Source organism: Salinibacter sp. 10B (assembly GCF_002954405.1).
Taxonomy (GTDB): domain Bacteria; phylum Bacteroidota; class Rhodothermia; order Rhodothermales; family Salinibacteraceae; genus Salinibacter.
On sequence record NZ_MQWC01000004.1, the window covers coordinates 2,827,158 to 2,846,958 of the forward strand.

The following is a 19,801-nucleotide window of genomic DNA, read 5'->3' on the forward strand; positions in this document are numbered from 1 at the left end:
CAAGGGGCCGGCTGACGTCGACGGCGTCTCAGTGAGACGCCCGGTGCCGTCGTGCGTCGCCCGCGTCCCACCCGTAGTGGACGAACGGTGCCCAAAAGCGGGGGGCCTGCAGGCGCTCGCCGTGGTGACCCGCCGCAAAGGCGCGCTTGGTTTGTGCCATCGCCTCCGACCAGGAGATTCCATACGTCCATGCCCGGCGGTAGACCGATTCCATGAAGCGGCTCGACGACGCGTCGTAGATGGCCCACAGCGACACGGCAACCGATCCGGCTCCGGCTCGGAGGAAGGCCTGTGCAAGGCTGACAGCCCCACTCCCGCGGTAGATGCGTCCGAGGCCCGTTCGGCATGCAGACAGCCCCACGAACTCTGCATCTAGCTCCAGGGTCGCAATTTCTCGCATGTTCAGGTAGCCATCGACTGCGCGGGGGCCATCCGTAGACCGGTCCGTCGTCGCGGCGGTGCCGGATTGTGCCGTTCCCACCTCCGAGAGCACGAGGGCCGATAAACTCGGCTCTTCCGGTACCACGAAGCCGTGGGTGGCGAAGTGCAAGGCTCGGTAGTCGTCGAGCGTTCCCGCGTCCGACATCCGGTGAAGGGTGCGCTCGCTTGCTTGGTGGCCCACCAGCAGCGTCGAAGCACTCGTCATCCGCTGCAGCGACCGGACCTCTGTGAGCGTCCCCGAGAGGTTTTGCCAGCGTCCGGGGCCGTATCCCAGCTCTCGATAGGTGGCAGCCGGCTCCGTCGATGGGGAAGAGGACGGCATACGCTCCGACTGGGAAATCGTATCGGGGCGGGCCGTGCGGGCACTTGCAACCAGCGAGTGTCCGGAGTCGAGTCCGGACGTGTCGGCGGCGTACGTGCCGGGATTGTACACGACGCCGCCGAGGGCAAGCAGGGATCGGCGGTCCGCCGTCTCCTCGGGGGCATGGCGCTGCTGTAGGAGGCGAAGGACCCGAAGGGATTGAGCATACCGCACGCGCCACTGCTCGACCACCCGTGTGCCGTTCCAGTTCTGTAGCACCTCAAACGGGAGATAGCTCAGTGCCCCATCGGGCACGACGATCAACTCGTCGGCGACGGCAAGCTCTTCTGAGATTGGGTCGAGGAGCAACTCGTGGAAAAACTGCCCAAGCTGTTCCCGGCGCTCGGTGGACAGTAGTTGCCGCTTCGGGGGGACCGACACGTCGTGACGATAGAGGCGCACGAGGGCGGCGAGGGTGCCGTCTGTGCCGGTCCCGACCTGCACGCCTTTCGCCTGGCGGAGCATCGAGGGGCGACGGGCAGCCCAGGGGGTCTCGTCGTGTCGGCGCAGTCGGTCGAGGGCAGAGGCGTAGCGACGCTCTGCCTGCTCCAAAATGGGCTCGTCGTCAATCTCTTGTGCCCGCACCGAATCGCGGGTCACGACAAGAGCGATGATGGGACGCTCCGTGTCCGTGTTGGCATAGAGAACCGCGGCTTCATCTTCCCCGATGGCGTTCTGCAGCGAGTCGACGGGGGGAACGTGTAGCGATGAATCCTCCTCCGCAATCTGTTCGGCCAGCAGGCGTGCACGCCCCTGTTCGTACGCCCGAAGGGCGGCCGCCTCGCGTCCTGCCTGGACGCGAGTCATTACGAGCGAGTAAAAACGGCCAATTTCCTGCGCAACGAAGTCGCGCCGATTGGTTCCGGACGCCGTTTCCAACAGGGTCTCCGTGACCGAAATGGCCTCCTGAAGCACCGAGTCTGCCCTTGCGTATTGCCTGTCGGCGTAGTACGTAAGGGCAATTCCATCGAGGGCCGTGGCGATACCGGTTCGTCGGCCCAGCTCTCGGTTGATCTGCAGGGCCGCCCGGTGCGTGTCGAGGGCCGCTTTGTATTTTTTTCGGCTTCGGTACACCTCCCCCAGGGCGACGAGGTTGATGGCCACGCCCGCTCGATCGTTCAGCTTTCGGTTGATCCGGATTGCGTGCCGCAGGGTTTGTTGGGCCTCTTGGTGGCGCCCCTCCCACTGATGCAACTCCCCAATATTGCTTAGATTGGCGGCAATACTAGACGGGTCGTTGATCTCGCGGTTGATCCGAAGCGCCTTCTGATATACGTCTAGGGCCTCCTGGTAGCGCTCCTGTCCCTTCAGCGCAATTCCGATGTTGTTGAGTGCGGCCGTTGCGCCCTCTTTGTCGTCTCGCGACCGGTGCAGTTTCAAGGCCTTGCGATGATAGCGGAGGGCCTCCGCGTACCGACCCTGACTCCGAAGCACGAGTCCAATGTTGTTCAGGTAGCTTGCCTCATCGTCCGGAAGGTCCAAGGTGCGAGCCAACTCCAGGGCTTCGCGGTAATTGCGCAGTGCTAGGTCGAACTGGCCGCGTTCGTCCTGCACATTACCGAGATTATTCAGCCCCTTTGCCACATTCTCCTGGTTGCCCAGGGTTCGGTGCAGTTCGATCGATTCCCGAAAGTGCTTTTGGGCCTGGTCGTACTGCCCCCGACGCCACTCGATGAGCCCGATGTTGTTGAGGAGGTTGGCGCCCTCTTCGCGGGCCCCGGCTGCCCGGGTTGCCGCGGCAGCCTCTCGAAAGGCAGCAAGGGCCTCCGAATAGTCGCCCGCCCGGTAATGCACCACCCCGATCTGGCCAATCGTTTTGGCGGCCTGGGTTGAGGATCCGGCCCTGAGGTAGAGCTGACGTGCCCGTTGATAGGCCTGAAGGGCCGAGGAGAACTCCCGCGCTGCTTCGAGGGAATCCGCTCGGGCAGCAACCGCATCCGCTTGCTGTCGTACCGAGGACGAATCGGAAGGCTGAGCGTGAAGGGGCAACGGGGGCCCTAATACTGCGAGACAAAGGATGCCCCCGAGGAGTGCCGTGGTCCACGACGAGTGGATAGGCATAGCGTAGTGAGGATGGGCAATAAAGTGCCAGACGACTGCAAAGGTCTGTTGACGATGTCTCCCGGCCGGGGGGTGGGGACCCGGAGTCGGGACGGCAGACAGATCCTTTTCTTCATCATTTTCGAACGTACAAATCATTTTCCATAATCCGAACCCTCCACGAGCCATTTCCGGGGTGTGCTGTCGTCTTCGAAAAACAAAGGCCCGTTTCCCGTTCTTCCCTGAGGCCGTCATAGCTCAAGGGGCGAGCATGCCCGTTCATCCATATTCAACACAGCGTGTTCACTTCAACCTCGGCCCGCTTCTCGCAGCTTGATTGATCGTTAGGACCGCTCTGTGCGATTGTGAGGGGGGGCGGGGGAATGCCATACACAGAGGTTCGGAGCGATGAGCGATTCCATGTCGTTGCAATAGCCCCAGCCGTGTAGAAAAGCAAACCAGACGCTCGTACCCTCGCCGACGGTGATGTTAGGGCGGCAGAGCCCCCGCAGATGTTCTGTTTGCCCCGGCCCTCGTTCCTTCTTGACAGGGATCCCAATGTTCAATCGTCTCGGCCTGAATCCTCGGGGGCAGTGCGCCGTACCTCATAGGTGCCCTTTGAGGCTGCCGCTGTTTTCTGTCCACTAAACTCCTTTCGGTCCACTGTGAGCTCCCTCGGATTCAATACGGGCTACATCGAAGAACTGTACAAGCAATACCTGGACGATCCCGACAGTGTGAGTGAGAGCTGGCGGGAGTTCTTTGCGGATTACCACCCGGACGCCTCGTTCGTCCCGACGACACAGACGACGGGCGATGGCGAGCCGACGGCCCCGCCGTCCGATCAGTCGACCGAGCCGGCTCCGGACGCAAAACCGGAGGCGCGCGAGGCGCCGTCGGAGCCCACTGGGGACGGGGCCGCGCCCGCCATCCGCGCCGCCTCGGCACCCTCCGTGGACGAGGACGAGGTGGAGGTACAGGCGCTTCGCGGCCCGGCAGCCAAGATCGTCGAAAATATGGAGGACAGTCTTGGCATCCCTACGGCCACCTCGGCCCGCACGATGCCGGTGAAGCTGCTCGATGAAAATCGGTCCCTCCTCAACGACTATCAGAAGCAGGTAGGGGGAGAGAAGGTGTCCTATACCCACATCATCGCCTATGCGCTGGTGCAGGGGCTCAAGAAGTACCCGGACATGAACACCACCTTCCGCCGGGATGAGGAGGGCACACCGCAGCACGTGAAGCCGGACCAGATTAACCTGGGCCTTGCGATCGACATTGAGCGGCGCGGCAAGCGGACCCTGCTGGTGCCCAACGTGAAAGACGCCGGCAGCCTTAACTTTGCCGAGTTTCTGGGCATCTACAACGACATCATCGCCCGGGCCCGAAATAACGACCTCGACCTGTCGGACTTTCAGGGCACGACGGCCACACTGACCAATCCGGGCATGATTGGCACGTCGATGAGTGTGGCGCGCCTCATGCCGGGGCAGGGCGTGATCGTGGGCGCCGGAGCCATTGGTTACCCGCCGGAGTATCGCGGCTACGATCCCGCGGTGGCGAGCAAGGCGGGCGTCTCTCCGGTCATGACGCTCACGTCCACCTACGACCACAGGGTCATCCAGGGCGCTACCAGTGGCGCGTTCCTCAACTACATGGAGGAACTGCTGATGGGCGACCACGACTTTTACCACGAGCTGTTCGGCGACCTGGGCGTGCCGTACCAGCCGTACAGCATGGCTACCGATTCGACGCCGCAGCTCGGCCAGTCCGCGCCGCAGGACGAGCTCGACATGACCGAGAAGCAGGCGGCGGTGCTCCAGTTGATCCGTGCGTACCGCGTACGGGGACACCTGCAGGCCGACACCAATCCGCTGGGGTACGAGTGGCAGTACCACGAGGAACTGGACCCGGCCTCGTACGGCCTCACGATTTGGGACCTGGATCGCGAGTTCATCACCGGTGGACTGGGCGGAGAGGAGAAGCTCCCGCTCCGCGAAATCTTGTCCATTCTGCGGAAGGCCTACACCAGCAAGGTGGGCACGGCCTTTATGCACATTTCTGATCCCGACGAGAAGGACTGGATCCAGAACCGGATTGAGCCGATGCGGAACGCGGAGCCGCCCTCGGAGGAGGAACGCCACCGCATCGTGCAGAAGCTCAACGCGGCGGAGGCCTTTGAGCGCTTCCTGCACACCAAGTACATCGGTCACAAGCGGTTCTCGCTGGAGGGGGCGGAGACGATGATTCCCCTCATCGATACGCTGCTGTCCGACGCCGCCGATGCGGGCGTTGAGGACGTGGTGATGGGCATGGCGCACCGCGGCCGCCTCAACGTGCTGGCCAACATTATCGGCAAGCCCTACGAGGAGATCTTCTCCAAATTCGAGGGCAACATCGACCCCAACACCACGCAAGGGTCGGGCGACGTGAAGTATCACCTGGGCGCGGGCGGCTACGTGACCTCGCCCAATGGCAATAAAATTGAGGTCTCGCTGGCCTCGAACCCCAGCCACCTGGAGGCGGTGAACCCGGTGGTGGAAGGCATGTCGCGCGCCAAGCAGAACCTGCTACGCGACAAGCATCCGGAGGCGACGGAGGATGACTACCACGACGCCGTAATGCCCTTCCTCATCCACGGAGATGCGGCCTTCTCCGGGCAGGGCGTAGTGGCGGAGACCCTCAACCTGAGTAAGCTGCGCGGCTACACGACCGGCGGCACGGTCCACCTGGTCATCAACAACCAGATTGGCTTTACGACGCCGCCGGGCGATGCCCGTAGCTCGACGTATGCGACGGACCTGGCCCGCGCCATCGAGGCGCCCATCTTTCACGTCAACGGCGACGATCCGGAGGCGTGCGTGCGCATCGCTCGCCTCGCGTTCGAGTACCGGCAGCGGTTCAACAAGGACGTGGTGATCGACATGATGTGCTACCGCGTCCACGGCCACAACGAGGGAGATGAGCCGACCTTCACGCAGCCGCTCCTCTACGAGAAGATCGAGGAGAAGCGCTCCCCGCGGAAGCTTTACACCGAGATGCTGCTGCGCCGCGGCGACATTGAGCCGGACGAGGCCGAGCAGATGCTCGACGACTACCGGGGGCGCCTGCAGGAGGCCTTCGACCGTACGAAGGACCTCGAGGAGAAGGATGCCGACGAGGCGCTCGAGCAGCGCATTCAGCGGAAGGGGGACCGGCGCCTGCCCGAGGTCGATACGGGCACGAAGCCCGAGTACCTGGAGCGCGTGGTGGAGGTGCTCACCAACTTCCCCGACGACTTCAACGTCCATCCCAAGTTGAAGCGCCAGTTCGACAAGCGCGACGACCTCTTCTACGACCAGGAGCGCATCGACTGGGCCTTTGCCGAGGCGCTCGCGTTTGGGTCGCTGCTGCAGGAGGGGACGCGCGTGCGCCTCAGCGGGCAGGACTCGCGCCGCGCCACCTTCAGCCAGCGGCACGCCGTGCTCATCGACCAGGAGACCGGGGAAGAGTATACGCCGCTCAACAACCTGAGCGACGACCAGGCCCGGCTGCTCATCTACGACAGCCTGCTGTCCGAGTACGCCGTGGCTGGGTTCGAGTACGGCTACTCGGTGATGGACTCCGACGCGCTGGTGTGCTGGGAAGCACAGTTTGGCGACTTTGCGAACGGCGCGCAGCTGGTTTGGGACCAGTTCGTGAGTGCGGCGGAAGAGAAGTGGGGGCAGACCTCCAGCCTCGTGGCACTGCTGCCCCACGGTTATGAAGGACAGGGGCCGGAGCACTCCTCCGCCCGTCTGGAGCGCTACCTGCAGCTCTGCGCCGAGCAGAACATGATTGTCGCCAACTTCTCGACGCCGGCCAACTATTTCCACGCTCTGCGCCGGCAGGTGAAGCGCGACATTAACAAGCCGCTCATCATCATGACGCCGAAGAGCCTGCTGCGTCATCCGAAGTGCGTCTCGACGCCCCAGGAACTGGCTGAGGGCGGTGTGCAGGAGGTCATTCCGGCGGAGACGGACCCCGCCGACACCACGCGCCACATTCTCTGCAGCGGCAAGGTGTACTACGACCTCGTGAAGGCACTGGAGGACGACGACCGGCGCGACGAGATTGCAATCACGCGGCTGGAGCAGTTCTATCCGTTCCCGGACGCCGAGCTTACGGCCGAGCTGGAACGCTATGCCGACGTCAACGAGACGGTGTGGGTACAAGAGGAGCCGCAGAACATGGGCGCCTGGACGTTTGTCGAGTCTCGCCTCGACGCGCTACTGGACGACGTGCACGGCCACTGCGAGCAGCGGATTCAGTACGTGGGGCGACCCGCCAGCGCCAGCCCGGCTACCGGCTCCGCCAAGGTGCACGACCGCGAACAGGAGCACCTCGTGAATGACGCGATTGATGTCAGCTAGAGACACTTGCATTCTCGACGTTGCCTATCGTCTCCCTGAATCCCCTTTGCTTGTGTGAAAAGTAGGGACGACCGGGGGCCGAGTGAAACGAGGTCATGCTGCCTCAGTGCCGGTCGTCCCTACTCTAGGTCAGGCCTCGACAAGAAGGCTCCCTATTCCGACTGTTGAGGCGATTCCGGCTTCTCAAAGACCATAAAGTGCTGCCGGGGAAGCATCTCCTTGGTGGCCACCCACTCCAGGCCCACGGCGGCCATCTCCTTTTTTGACTGCGCCTCCGACATTTTGTGGAGGCGCTTGATCGGGATGTTCGGGTCTTCCTTCCGGTACTCCACCAGGTAGACGCGCCCGCCGGGGACGAGGGCCTCTACGAGTCCGTTCATCATCTCGCGCGGATGGGAAAACTCGTGGTAGGCGTCCACCATGAGCACTGCGTCGATCGAGTCGGCCGGCAGCTTCGGGTCCTGTACGGTGCCGCGGACGAGCGACACGTTATCGATGCTGCGGTCCTGTATGCGCTGCCGCATGATGCTCAGCATCTCCGGCTGGATGTCGACCGCGAACACGCGCCCGTCCGGCACCCGCTCAGCGATGCGGAACGTCATGTAGCCGGTGCCCGCCCCGATGTCGGCCACCACGTCGGTCGGATCCAATTTCATGCTGTCGAGGACGAGGTCGGGCCGCTCCTTCGTCTTGCGTTCGGGCCGTTCCAACCACGCGGCGCCACGGTGCCCCATCACCTGCGAGATCTCGCGCCCCATGTAGACCTTCCCGATTCCGTTCCGGCTCGGCTCTTTTTGGGTATAGACGCCGGACGTGTCGCTGCTAGCGCCCGGCGGAGACTCGGGGGATTGGCTTCCGGCGGCGGGCACAAGGAGCAGACTCACGCTGAGGAGTAGCACACCGCTCAGAAGCGGTCGAAGGGAAACATGGACTGACATGGCAGCAGAGGGGGTTGAGGCTGGAAGCCATTCACCCCAATCAGACGACTCGGCCGGTTCCACGGTTGGTAACGAGCCTGAAATCATTGCCCGGACCGCCCCCTCCCGTTCGTTTACTGCCTCTTTCCTTTCTCCCTTCGCCCAAACAAGGAGGCTACTGTGGCACTCCGTTCGCCTCCAGCGCGGCCTCCTCTTCCTGAATCCAATTCGTCAAGTAGTGGGTGGCCACGTAAAAGAGGGGCGTGTCGAGTGCGGCGATGCCGATCTTGAAGACGTACTGCCCGAACACGATGCCCTGCCACGTTTCGAAGCCAAGGGGGGAAGTGCCGGGATTGCCGTCTACTTCCGGCCAGATGACGAGCGCGATGGTGACGACCATGATCGTGTCGACCAGTTGGCTGAAGAAGGTGGAGCCGTTGTTGCGAATCCACATGTACTTCCCGCCCGTGAGCTTGCGCCAGAACTCGAAGATCTGCACGTCGATGAACTGGGACGTGAGGTACGCGATCATGGAGCCGAGCACGATGCCGGGCAGCAGCCCAAACACCGAGTTGAAGGCCTCCCCACTTACAGGAGACTGCGCGTAGGTAGGGGCGGCATTCGCGATCCACACTACGATGGTGATGAACACGCTCACTACGAAGCCCGCCCCGACGACCGTATTCGCGCGCTTCCGGCCGTAAATCTCTGAGATGAGATCCGTGGCCAGAAACGTGACCGGATACGCGATGATGCCGCACGAGAGCTCCTGTCCAAACAGGACGAAGAACTTGCTCGCGATGGCGTTGGTGATGACGAGTGCCCCGATGAAGATGCCGGCCAGCACCGTGAAGGCCCGTTCGGCACGGGAGGGGTCGGCGTTGCGGAGCCGGTCGAGGTCGTGCGCCCGGAAGGTCACGTCGGGCTCGGCGGTCTCGGTTGCAGAATCGGACACGGGCAACGGGGGCGGCTGTGGATGAAAAGTCTCACAGTCTCCAAAACCGGAGGTGCCCGGTTCGTTTCCTGGATGCTCCATTCGTAACGGAAACAATGCGACCGGGACATTTCCCCATCCCCATACGCGCACAGCTGTATCGTCAACCGAAAGACAACGCTTCTCAGCGACCGCCTCTGATCTGTGGCGTGATACGTGAGGCGTGATACGTGAGGCGCGAAGATGCTACTCACGCCACCTCACGTATCACGGATTCACGCGTATGTCGGTGCTTTGCTCTCTTTCATTGAAGCAGGAGATTTACGCAGTCACAGCCGTTTCCTCCGCCAGCACGTACTGGTGATAGGCCGTATACGATGTCATGAGGAGGACGAGGGCCACGACGGGCATGACAAGGGAGGAGACCGGGTCGCCCACCATGAGGTGGCTGATAAAGGCGGCGATGAAGTCGAAGGTAAACCCGGCGTATGCCCACTCTTTTAGCGAGCGGGGAAGTGGAATGAGCAGGATTGCTGCTCCCACGAGCTTAGCAATGCCGAGGAGGATGTGGAAGTAGTCGGGGTATCCCAGCCGTTCGATGGTCTGCGCAGGAGCGTCGGCAATGAAATACATCGTCCCGGAGAACGCGGCAAATAGTGCGATGAGGCCGGTAGCACCCCAGTAGAGATACTTGGAATTCATCGTGTGAGTCGAGGTTGTGGAGACGTATTGTGGTGGAAGGAAGATGGGCCGTTCTCCGCCCAGCAAAAGCAGTCGTCAGTGGAAAGGAGAACGCGGTCGTTACATGCCCTGCGCCAGATTCCAGTACGGAAGGACGGCGTCCTCAATGTATCCCTTAACGCCGTCGCGGCCCGTCATTTCCAGCCACACAGGGCCTCCGCTGGATGACACCTCTAGCGTGAAGTGAAAGAACGGGCAGCACAGGCGCTCGCGAGAGACGAACACACCGGCGGCCTGTACTACATCCGTTTCTGCAGGCAACTGAAAAGCATACCCGTCGGGCAGCTCTTGAAGATCGACAATCTGACCGAAGAGGGCATTCGACACTCGACGGTGGTCCTCCTGGTGCTCGTCGTCGATCGCCGACGGATCGCAGGCAATCGGAGGGGACTCGTTCATGAATCGTTACTAGTTTATGGTCATTGTTCGATAATTCGACAACTGTAAAACAGAAGCACGAAGTGTGTTTCCTGAAGTGATCGGGGGGCGATGCGCCCACCGAGCGTGTGCAAGTGGTTGGGCAGGAAGGGGCTCTCCGCCTCGGTTGTCTGATCGGTTTTCGGCGGGAAATTTGCGGATACTGGGGGAGGGAGGCACAGCACTGCGTGCTGCGGTCGTGCCTCCCCCGAACAGTCTTTCGGGGCCGACGTAGTCTGTAGGTTGCTCACAACTTCGTGAGGCGAAGCGTCGGCACCGGGGCGCTTAGCCCCCTCCCTCACGGTCATGATGGTATCGTCCGTTCTTCCTGCATCAACCTCACTCCGCGTAGATGTCCGTTCCCCCCACGTCGAAGCTTGCGATCAAGACGGACTACCGACCGATCGAACATTACGGCCTGATTGGCGACATGCACACGGTTGCTCTTGTAAGCAAGGGGGGGTCGATCGACTGGTGCTGCTTGCCCCGGTTTGACGGACCCAGCGTCTTTGCTCGTCTTCTGGATGCTGAAAAGGGGGGGCATTTTCAGATCAAGCCCCAGACGGACACGATGACGACCAAGCAGTTTTACTGGCCGGAGACCAACGTGCTAGTGACGCGCTTTCTGTCGGGGGAAGGAGTGGGTGAGGTCTGCGACTTTATGCCAGTGACGGGCCGCGCCAACGATCCGCGGCACCGCCAGATCATCCGCACGGTGCGGGCGGTGCGCGGCACTGTCGTCTTCCAAATCGACTGCCAGCCGGCGTTCAATTACGCACGCGACGAGCACGAAACGGAACTCATTCGGGAGGGGGCCTGCTTCCGCACGTCGGACCATGCGTTGAATCTGGCTGCGGCCGTCAACCTGCAGAAGCATCGGGACGGCGTGAGGGGCGACGTCACGCTGAACGAGGGCGAGAGTACGACGCTCGTGTTGCGCGACATTGAGCCAGGGGGGCGCTGCGTGCGCACCCTTTCGCCCGAAGAGGCCGACCAGGCCTTCCGCGACACCGTGCAGTACTGGCGCGACTGGCTCTCGCAGAGCACCTACACCGGCCGCTGGCGCGAGATGGTGCACCGGTCGGCCCTCACCCTTAAGCTGCTCACCTACGAGCCCACCGGGGCCATCGTGGCGGCGCCCACCTGCAGCCTGCCCGAAGACATTGGTGGCGAGCGGAACTGGGACTATCGGTACACCTGGATTCGGGACGCCACCTTTACCCTCTATGCGTTCCTGCGCATCGGATTTACGGAGGAGGCCCGCAACTTTATCGACTTTCTGTCGCAACTCTACACCGAGGAGGCGGCCGGAAAGGGGCCCCTGCAGGTCATGTACGGCATTGATGGGCGCACGGACCTGACCGAAGAAACGCTAGATCACCTGGAAGGCTACCGAAACTCCGCGCCCGTTCGCATCGGCAACGGGGCCTACGACCAGCTCCAGCTCGACATCTACGGGGAGCTCATCGATGCCATCTACCTACACGACAAGTACGGCGTCCCAATCTCCTACGAGACCTGGCAGTCGGTGCGTACCTTCGTGAACTGGGTCTGCGACAACTGGGACCAGACCGACGAAGGGGTGTGGGAGGTGCGAGGGGGACAGCAGCACTTTTTGTATTCAAAGCTCATGTGCTGGGTAGCTGTGGATCGAGGGCTGCGCCTGGCCCGCAAGCGTTCCCTTCCAGCCGATGAGCCGCGGTGGCGGGCGTGCCGGAACGAGATCTACGAGGCCATTATGACCCGGGGATGGAATGAGGAGCGAGAAGCCTTTACTCAGACGTTTGGGGGGGAGGCGCTGGATGCGTCGACCCTCATGATGCCCCTGGTGCGCTTTATCTCGCCGGGCGACGATCGGCTTCTCAAGACCCTGGATGCAACCCTCGCCTCGCCCGACGACGGGGGACTGGTGTCCAATGGGCTCGTCTACCGCTACGACGCGCACGAGACCAACGATGGGATGGACGGAGCAGAGGGCACGTTCAACATCTGCACGTTCTGGCTCGTGGAGGCCCTCACGCGGGCCAGCGAGGCGGATCCATCTCGTTTGGAAGACGCACGCCTCGTGTTTGAGCAAATGCTCGGCTATGCCAATCACCTGGGTCTCTACGCCGAAGAGACGGGCACCCACGGCGAGGCCCTGGGCAATTTCCCCCAGGCGTTTACGCACCTCGCGCTCATTAGCGCTGCCTACAACCTCGATCGCACGCTGGACGGGCAGTGATTGTGGGTACACTTCTTGCAGACTCCCCCAATCGTAACGTCTGTGCCTCCGGCTCTACCGAGAGGCGTACGGGTCTCTCGTTCGACTATCGCACTCGCTCCGCAATTTCGCTCTTCCTATGCCCGACGTCGAACACGCTCACACCTTCAGCTTCGACGAGCTTCGGAATACTGTCCAGTCGTCCGAAGGGCCGGTCCTAATCGACTTTTGGGAGCCGCGGTGCACCGCCTGTCGGGCCACGCTCGATACGATCGACCGTCTCGCCTGTCGGGTCAGTGGGCATGGCGTAGTGGGGACGTTCAACGTGCACGAGAATCCGGAAGCGGCGCGTTCGCTAGGGGTGGAGACCGTGCCCACGCTCATTGTGTTTCGGGATGGGGAAGTCGAGTCGGTGTTGCAGGGGGCCGAGAAAATACAAAACTTCGTTGACCGGATCGACGAAGAGGTCTTCTTTGGTAATCCGCCGACGTGTGAGACGTAGGGAGAAAGGGAAGGGCGAATGCTGAAGGCCCCCTCAATGCGTTGGTTCTCCAACCGTCCATGCAGTTCTTGTTCGCCCCGATGCAGTCTTGAGTGGGGGGCGTTGCCAGCCGGTTCTCCGGCTGGATGTGGAAGCGACGGGAGGCAGGTTCAGCCACTATGGCGTTGGAGCTGGCAACGGCCCGTGGGGTTGTGCGTACGAGGGTTTCTCCCTACGTTGGCTCCTAGCGGTGCGGGCAACAGCCCTCTCGTCGCGATGCAATGTGGTCGGCCTCGTCAACTCGAAGGCTCCACACAGGATTGGAGATCGGACCGCTTCTGTCCTCCCACACGCTCTGTTTGTCAAAACGACGCTTCCCTGACCATGCAAATCGGAATGATCGGACTCGGCAAAATGGGCGCGAACATGTCGCGCCGCCTCCTGCAGGACGGCCACGAGGTGGTCGGCTTCGACCTCGACGCAGAGGCCGTTCAGGAGCTTGAGGAGGACGGGGCCCACGGCGCGACCGAGCTCGACGCTCTCGTCGACCAGCTTGACCCGGCGCGCGTGTGCTGGATGATGGTGCCGGCGGGCGACCCGGTGGATGCCACCATCGACGACCTGCTTCCGCAACTTGAGGACGGGGACATTCTCGTGGACGGCGGAAACTCAAATTACAAAGATACGCTTCGCCGGGCCGAGCGCGTACAAGAGGCTGGCCTGCACTACGTGGACGTGGGCACCTCCGGCGGCGTGTGGGGCCTGGAGGAAGGGTACAGCATGATGGTGGGGGGAGCGGAGGCCGCCGTCGACGTGCTCCGTCCGGCCCTCGAAACGCTCGCGCCGGGGCCGGACAAGGGCTGGGGCCACATGGGCGAGGTGGGCAGTGGGCACTTCGTCAAGATGGTGCACAACGGCATTGAGTACGGCGTCATGCAGGCCTATGCCGAGGGCTTCGACATCATGCACGCGAAGGAAGAATTCGATCTGGACCTGAAGCAGGTGGCGGAGACGTGGCGCTTCGGGAGCGTGGTGCGCTCGTGGCTGCTGGACCTGACGGCTCGCGCACTGGACGACGATCAGGAGCTGCCCGACGTCGCGCCGTGGGTCGACGACTCGGGGGAGGGCCGTTGGACGGTGAAGGAGGCCATCGACCTCGACGTGCCGGCCCCGGTGATCACCGATGCGCTCATTTCGCGGCTCGACTCCCGCGTGGAAGACTCCTACACGCATAAGCTCCTCGCTGCCATGCGCAACCAGTTCGGCGGGCATGACGTCAAGAGCAGTGACGAGTGACGAATTGCGAATGTCGAATTGGACCGACCGCACCGTCGTCACTCCCCGCTCCCCATTCGCAATTCGAAATTCGCAGTTCGATCATGCCACAGATTCAGCCGCACCTGTTCGTCATCTTCGGCGCCACGGGCGATCTCACGAAGCGCAAGCTCATTCCGGCGCTCTATCATCTCATGCAAGATGAGGATGTGGCCCGGCGCTGCGTGGTGTTGGGCGCGGCTCGCTCCGACTGGTCGGACGAGCAGTTTCGAACGTCGGCACAAGAGGCCCTTCGTGAAAAAGGATACTCCGAGGAGGCAGTGTCGACGTGGTGCACCCGCAACCTCTTCTATCAGTGCCTCGGCGACGACGGCGACGACTACGCCGCCCTGGGGGATCGTATCGATCAGCTGGAGCGTCACCTCGACCTGCCCGGCAATCGGGCCTTCTACCTGTCGCTCCCCCCGAGCATTTACGGGCCTGCGGTTGAGGGGCTTGGGGAGGCTGGGCTGAGTGAGAGTCCCGGCTGGACGCGGGTGGTGGTCGAGAAGCCGTTCGGATACGACCTGCCCTCGGCCAAAAAACTGAATGAGACCGTCCACCGCCACTTCGATGAGGATCAGGTCTACCGCATCGACCACTACCTCGGCAAGGAGACGGTGCAGAACCTGATGGCCTTCCGGTTCGGCAACGCGATTTTTGAGTCGCTCTGGAATCGGGAGCACATCGAGCGCATCGAGATTACGGTGGCGGAGGGTCTGGGTGTGGGGGGACGCGGCGGGTACTACGACCAGTCGGGCCACGTGCGCGACATGGTGCAGAACCACCTGACCCAGCTCCTTACGCTCGTCGCCATGGAGCCGCCGTCGAGCATGGATGCCAATGCCATCCGGCAGGAGAAGGTGAAAGTGCTCAATGCCGTTCAGCAGCCGAATCCGGAGACCGACGTCGTCTTCGGCCAGTACCAGTCCGGTACGGTGGAGGGGGAGTCCGTCTCAGGCTACCGCGAGGAGCCGGACGTGCCCGATGACTCGACGACTGAGACGTTCGCGGCCCTGCGCCTCAACATTCCCAACTGGCGGTGGCAAGGGGTGCCGTTCTATCTGCGCACCGGCAAGCGGCTGCCCACGAAACTCACGCAGATTGCCGTCCGCTTCGAGGGGGCGCCCGTCTCTCTCTTTCAAACCGATGGACAGCCGTGCATTCCGCAGGGGGCCGACTGCGAGGCGCGCTCCAACGAGCTGCTCATCACCCTGCAGCCGGACGAGGGATTCGACCTCCGCTTCGAGGTGAAGGCGCCCGGCGACAACGGCAACGGCACGATGAACCTGGAGACTCAGCAGCTGAGCTTTTCCTACCAGGATGCTTTCGGCCCGGTGCCTGATGCCTACGAGACGCTTCTCCGCGACATTATCGTGGGAGACCCCACGCTCTTTGTGCGGGGAGACGAGGTGGAGGCCTCGTGGCAGCTCTACAGTCCCCTGCTGGATGCGGAGCGGCCGGTGCACCCGTACGCGGCCGGCACCTGGGGCCCCGAGGCCGTCGATCGCTTGTTGTCCAACTGGACATCGGGGGCTCGTGAGCGCGTGCCCCAGCGGGCAGCGGAGGGAGCGTAAGCGACGCCCGTTGCAAGTCGGGGGGGCGAAACGATCAGGCTCGTCAAGAGTGCGCGCTCCCACCCCCGCGCCGGTTTCTTTGTCCCCGTCTTCCGTTGTTCGCCATGCCGCACACCCGCCGCCGATTTCTTCGCCTCGGAGCTACCGCCGCTGCCGCTCTTGCGACGACGTCCTGGACGGGGCGTGTCGCGGCAGGTGCCTCCCCGGCGGAGTGGCAGACGGCGCCGTCCCTGCCCGGGCGCATGCAGGAGGTGTATTGCACGACCTGGAACGAGCAGATCGTCGTCGCGGGCGGCCTCCGTTCCGGGCCTGACAGCAACCGGAAATTTGCGACACTGTCGGACACGGCGCTGTTCGACCCGGCGACCGATACGTGGCGCGAGGGGCCTAACCTGCCCGCTCCGCGCCACCACATCGTCCTGGCGACGGCGAACGAGACCGTGTACGGCTTCGGAGGATTTGTCGGCGAGTCGCTGCAAAACGGCTTTCAGTTTCGGGACGACATGTATGCCTTCGACGGGGAGGAGTGGACGCGGGTCGGATCCATGCCCGTTCCGCTCGGGGAGACCGTGGCCCTCGCAGTCGACGATCGAATTCACCTCGTGACTGGGAGCCTGCACGGAGCGGATACGCAGGGCGGGACGGGCCGGCATCTCGTCTATGATCCGTCGACCAATGACTGGAGCGAGGCGGCACCCGCGCCCACTGCTCGCAGCAGTGCCACCGGGGCCGTCCTCGACGGACACCTGTACGTGGCCGGCGGCCGAACCCCCACGAACGGACTCACCAATCTGGGAGCGCTGGAGCGCTACGATCCGGACGCCGATGCCTGGACGGAATGTCGCCCCCTGCCTCAACCGTCCGGGGGGCTCGCGGGGGCGGCCCTCGACGGCACGCTCTACGTGTTCGGGGGCGAGTACTTCGACGGAGCGGGCGGCGTCTATGAGCACACGTGGGCTTACGACCCGCAGGCCGACGACTGGACCGAGCAGCCTCCTATGCCCACGCCGCGCCACGGCCTGGCCGGGACCGCACTCGACGATCGCGTCTTCGCCATCGGCGGCAACACCGCCGCGGCCATCGGCGCGGCCACGGCCGATACCGTCGAAACGCTCATTCCCGACGCAGACTGATGGTCTACTGCCGCTTCTTCGTACGGAGACCCCTCGTGGGCGGGCGTCGATGCGAGGGAGGCTTCAAATCCGGCGATTCTGATTCACCAACGACATGATCTGTCATGACAATTGACGTCTACGCCGACATTGCCTGCCCCTGGTGCTACGTGGGCCGCGCTCGGCTACAGCAGGCCCTGACACAACGCTCCGACGTGGAGGCAACGCTCCGATGGCGTCCCTTCCAGCTCCAGCCCGACATGCCGACCGAGGGGCGCGACTTCCGCACGGTCCTCGCGAACAAGTTTGGCAGCTGGGAGCGTGCTCAGCAGATGTTCGAGCGCATTCGGGAGCTGGGGGCGGAGGAGGGGCTCACGTTCGACTTCGAAGCGATCGAAGCGGCCCCGAACACCGCCGAGGCACACCGGCTCGTACTGTGGGCGGAAGAGCAGGGCGCGGGCGACGCCATGGCCACTGCTCTGTTTCGGGCCTACTTCTCGGAGGGACGGAATGTCTCGACCCGCGACGTGCTGGTTGATTGCGCCGCAGAGGTCGGGTGCGATCCGGATGAGGCCCGTACGATGCTGAACGGCGATGCGTACGTCGAGGCGGTGCGCGAGAGTCAAGAACGGGCCCAGCGCCGCGGAATCACCGGCGTGCCCTGCTACGTGTTCAACGAGGAGCACGCGGTGACGGGGGCGCAGCCGACGGAGGTATTCGTCGAGGCGATCGACGCCCTCAACACTGCCTCGACGAGCGAGTAAAGGCAAGCGGGATTGGTAAGAATGTTTGCAGACGTTCCCTCAAATTATGGGTATGATATCTTTTTGCATTTAGGAAGTTTTTGTGGGGTGTTTCAACTCTTCTGGAGAGGGGCGCTGAACGTGAGTCAACAACGTCCCTAGAAGCGATCTCGTCGTGCCATTGCCCAGCCCGTCTGCCTCATGCAAACTGAAGTGGGGGCAGGAGCGTTTGGAGGCACGGTCTTCGCTTGAAAGACGGGTGCCCGATTCTTTCGGAGTCATTTTGTAGTACGTATTTCCTGGACACGACCGTTTGGCAAAGGGGTACAGGGAGGGCCGGACGACGACTTCGGAATGGCATTTCTTTCCCTTTGACCTGCTCGCACGTCTTTGTTTTCTGCTAATGAAAGATGATCGCACGGATCTTTGGTCGGATGAATCGGAGCTCTCGCAGGAGAAGGGGGGGGCCACAGCCTCTGTTCCCAGCACCGCGGCAGCGGCGCAAGAGGTCGATGAGGACGACCTTGAGACGGCCCTCAATGCGGTCGTTCACGACAGCCTTGCGCCCATCCTCGTCGGGCTGAGCACGCTATATCTTGTGCAGATGGTCACGCACATGCTGCTGCTCTCCCGGCCGAATGCCGTCTACATCTCGATGCTCGCGGCCGCCTCGTCGGTGATTCTCCTCCTGCTGCGCATTGTGCTTACGGGGGTCACGCCGGAGAGCGATCGAGTGTATGTCTTGAGCGCCCTGACGTTTGTTATTGCATTGACGAATACCCTCTGGTCGCAAGTGCTGACCAAAGAGGTGGAGGTGGTGGTCATGGCCCTTCTGCTGGTGGGAACGGGGTTCGTATTTTTGTCGAAATGGTGGTTTACGGCCGTCCTGGCAGTGTCGTTGTTTAGCTGGCTCCTCGTGTCCGGACTGGTCCACGCACCGGAGGCGCTCTTTTTTCCGGCCATCGGGCTTTCTGGGGCGGCAGCTCTGGCGACCATGATGCACGTGGTGCGCCGGCGGACCAACCGGCGCGCCGAGCGGCTCCGGCGAGCGACCGAGCAACAGCAGGAGGCCCTTGCGCAGGCACTCATGGTCAAGGAGTATCAACAACGGCAATTGGAGAAGTCCGAAGAGTCCTTACAGGATGCGCTTGGCGACCTTCAACAGACCAAGAAGGCGCTCGAACATCGTGAGCAGGAGCTGTCCCGAACGGTGGAAGAGTTGACCGTAGCCAAAGAGAAAGCCGAAGAGGCCAGCCAACTCAAATCCGCTATGCTTGCCAACATGAGCCACGAGGTCCGGACGCCCCTCACCTCCATTTCGGGATTTGCGGAGGTGCTCACGGAGGAAGCCAGTGGGCAGGAAAAGCAATTTGCCGCTATGATCCACGAGAACAGCAAGCGATTGCTCGACACCCTGAGTTCAGTCCTTCGCCTCTCGAAGCTGGAGGCTGGGAAGCAAAACCTGCATCTGGAGTCGGTGGATCTTGTCGAAGAGGCGGAGGCCATTGTCACCGAGCAGGCTGAGCGGGCCGACAACGCGGGCATCACTCTTCAGCTCGACCTCTGTGAACAGTGTGCCTGTGTGTTGGACCCGGGGGCAGTGCAACGCATCCTGCGGAATCTCGTCGGAAATGCCATCAAATTTACGGAGGACGGCGGTGAGGTGGCGGTGCGAGTCGCTCGCGTCCACCGGGGCTCCGATGCCGATCAAGCCGAGGCGTCCTTCACGCATGCGCGAGTGGAGGTAGAGGATACTGGGCCGGGCATGAGCGAATCGTTTCAGGAAAGCATGTTCGAGGCGTTCCGGCAAGAATCGGAGGGCCCCCGTCGCACGCACAAAGGGAGTGGATTGGGCCTATCGATTACGAAAGAGCTGGTCGAGCTTCTGCACGGAGACATCACAGTTGAGAGCGAGCTAGGGGTGGGCACCCGTTTCACGATTCATCTGCCGCGTCATCCAGAGTCGGAGACTTCCGACGGGGCGACATCCGGGGCCGCCGCGTACACGAACGGCCGGGAGCACCGCGAGAATGCGCACGCATCCGCCGAGACCGACCCCGGCGAGTAGGGACGGCCCATCCATTCATATCATAGCTCCCCCCGATCCCAGGTCGTGAAATGGTCTGTAG

13 protein-coding genes are annotated in these 19,801 nt (G+C 62.7%); 8 read left to right on the plus strand and 5 right to left on the minus strand.

The window, feature by feature from the left end:
* Window positions 1-28: 28 nt before the first annotated feature.
* Window positions 29-2,863, minus strand: coding sequence for a CHAT domain-containing tetratricopeptide repeat protein (locus tag BSZ35_RS11585; protein WP_181149316.1), 2,835 nt, complete (start codon window positions 2,861-2,863; stop codon window positions 29-31).
* 644 nt (window positions 2,864-3,507) lie between these two features.
* On the opposite strand from BSZ35_RS11585, the gene BSZ35_RS11590 reads away from it, so the two are divergent.
* Window positions 3,508-7,233: a multifunctional oxoglutarate decarboxylase/oxoglutarate dehydrogenase thiamine pyrophosphate-binding subunit/dihydrolipoyllysine-residue succinyltransferase subunit gene (locus BSZ35_RS11590; RefSeq protein WP_105012585.1), complete on the plus strand. Its 3,726-nt coding sequence runs from the start codon at window positions 3,508-3,510 to the stop codon at window positions 7,231-7,233.
* Between the two features lie 152 nt (window positions 7,234-7,385).
* Here the strand turns inward: BSZ35_RS11590 and BSZ35_RS11595 are convergent, their stop codons facing one another.
* The 4 genes from BSZ35_RS11595 to BSZ35_RS11610 all read right to left on the minus strand — a co-directional run bounded on the left by BSZ35_RS11595 (window position 7,386) and on the right by BSZ35_RS11610 (window position 10,224).
* Window positions 7,386-8,171 (minus strand): class I SAM-dependent methyltransferase, encoded by a 786-nt coding sequence (locus BSZ35_RS11595; protein WP_105012586.1) that lies wholly within the window; start codon window positions 8,169-8,171, stop codon window positions 7,386-7,388.
* Between the two features lie 154 nt (window positions 8,172-8,325).
* A complete protein-coding gene (locus BSZ35_RS11600) occupies window positions 8,326-9,105 on the minus strand; it encodes a queuosine precursor transporter (RefSeq protein ID WP_258096199.1) in 780 nt (259 codons plus the stop codon).
* Between the two features lie 300 nt (window positions 9,106-9,405).
* Window positions 9,406-9,786, minus strand: a complete 381-nt coding sequence (locus BSZ35_RS11605) for a DoxX family protein (protein ID WP_105012587.1) — start codon at window positions 9,784-9,786, stop codon at window positions 9,406-9,408.
* Between the two features lie 99 nt (window positions 9,787-9,885).
* Window positions 9,886-10,224, minus strand: coding sequence for a hypothetical protein (locus BSZ35_RS11610; RefSeq protein ID WP_105012588.1), 339 nt, complete (start codon window positions 10,222-10,224; stop codon window positions 9,886-9,888).
* 370 nt (window positions 10,225-10,594) lie between these two features.
* On the opposite strand from BSZ35_RS11610, the gene BSZ35_RS11615 reads away from it, so the two are divergent.
* The 7 genes from BSZ35_RS11615 (at window position 10,595) to BSZ35_RS11645 (ending at window position 19,740) form a co-directional block, all read left to right on the plus strand.
* Window positions 10,595-12,466, plus strand: a complete 1,872-nt coding sequence (locus BSZ35_RS11615; protein ID WP_105012589.1) for a glycoside hydrolase family 15 protein — start codon at window positions 10,595-10,597, stop codon at window positions 12,464-12,466.
* Between the two features lie 118 nt (window positions 12,467-12,584).
* A complete protein-coding gene (locus tag BSZ35_RS11620) occupies window positions 12,585-12,947 on the plus strand; it encodes a thioredoxin domain-containing protein (protein ID WP_105012590.1) in 363 nt (120 codons plus the stop codon).
* Window positions 12,948-13,310: 363 nt separating this feature from the next.
* The gene (gene gnd, locus BSZ35_RS11625; protein WP_105012591.1) at window positions 13,311-14,222 is read left to right on the plus strand and encodes a phosphogluconate dehydrogenase (NAD(+)-dependent, decarboxylating); all 912 of its coding nucleotides are present in this window, start codon (window positions 13,311-13,313) and stop codon (window positions 14,220-14,222) included.
* Between the two features lie 83 nt (window positions 14,223-14,305).
* The gene (gene zwf, locus BSZ35_RS11630) at window positions 14,306-15,817 is read left to right on the plus strand and encodes a glucose-6-phosphate dehydrogenase (RefSeq protein ID WP_105012592.1); all 1,512 of its coding nucleotides are present in this window, start codon (window positions 14,306-14,308) and stop codon (window positions 15,815-15,817) included.
* Window positions 15,818-15,921: 104 nt separating this feature from the next.
* Window positions 15,922-16,950 (plus strand): kelch repeat-containing protein, encoded by a 1,029-nt coding sequence (locus tag BSZ35_RS11635; RefSeq protein ID WP_105012593.1) that lies wholly within the window; start codon window positions 15,922-15,924, stop codon window positions 16,948-16,950.
* A gap of 104 nt (window positions 16,951-17,054) precedes the next feature.
* Window positions 17,055-17,693 carry a DsbA family oxidoreductase gene (locus BSZ35_RS11640; RefSeq protein WP_105012594.1) on the plus strand — a complete coding sequence of 213 codons (639 nt, stop codon included), beginning with the start codon at window positions 17,055-17,057 and terminating at the stop codon, window positions 17,691-17,693.
* A gap of 382 nt (window positions 17,694-18,075) precedes the next feature.
* Window positions 18,076-19,740 (plus strand): HAMP domain-containing sensor histidine kinase, encoded by a 1,665-nt coding sequence (locus BSZ35_RS11645; protein WP_105012595.1) that lies wholly within the window; start codon window positions 18,076-18,078, stop codon window positions 19,738-19,740.
* Window positions 19,741-19,801: the final 61 nt, after the last annotated feature.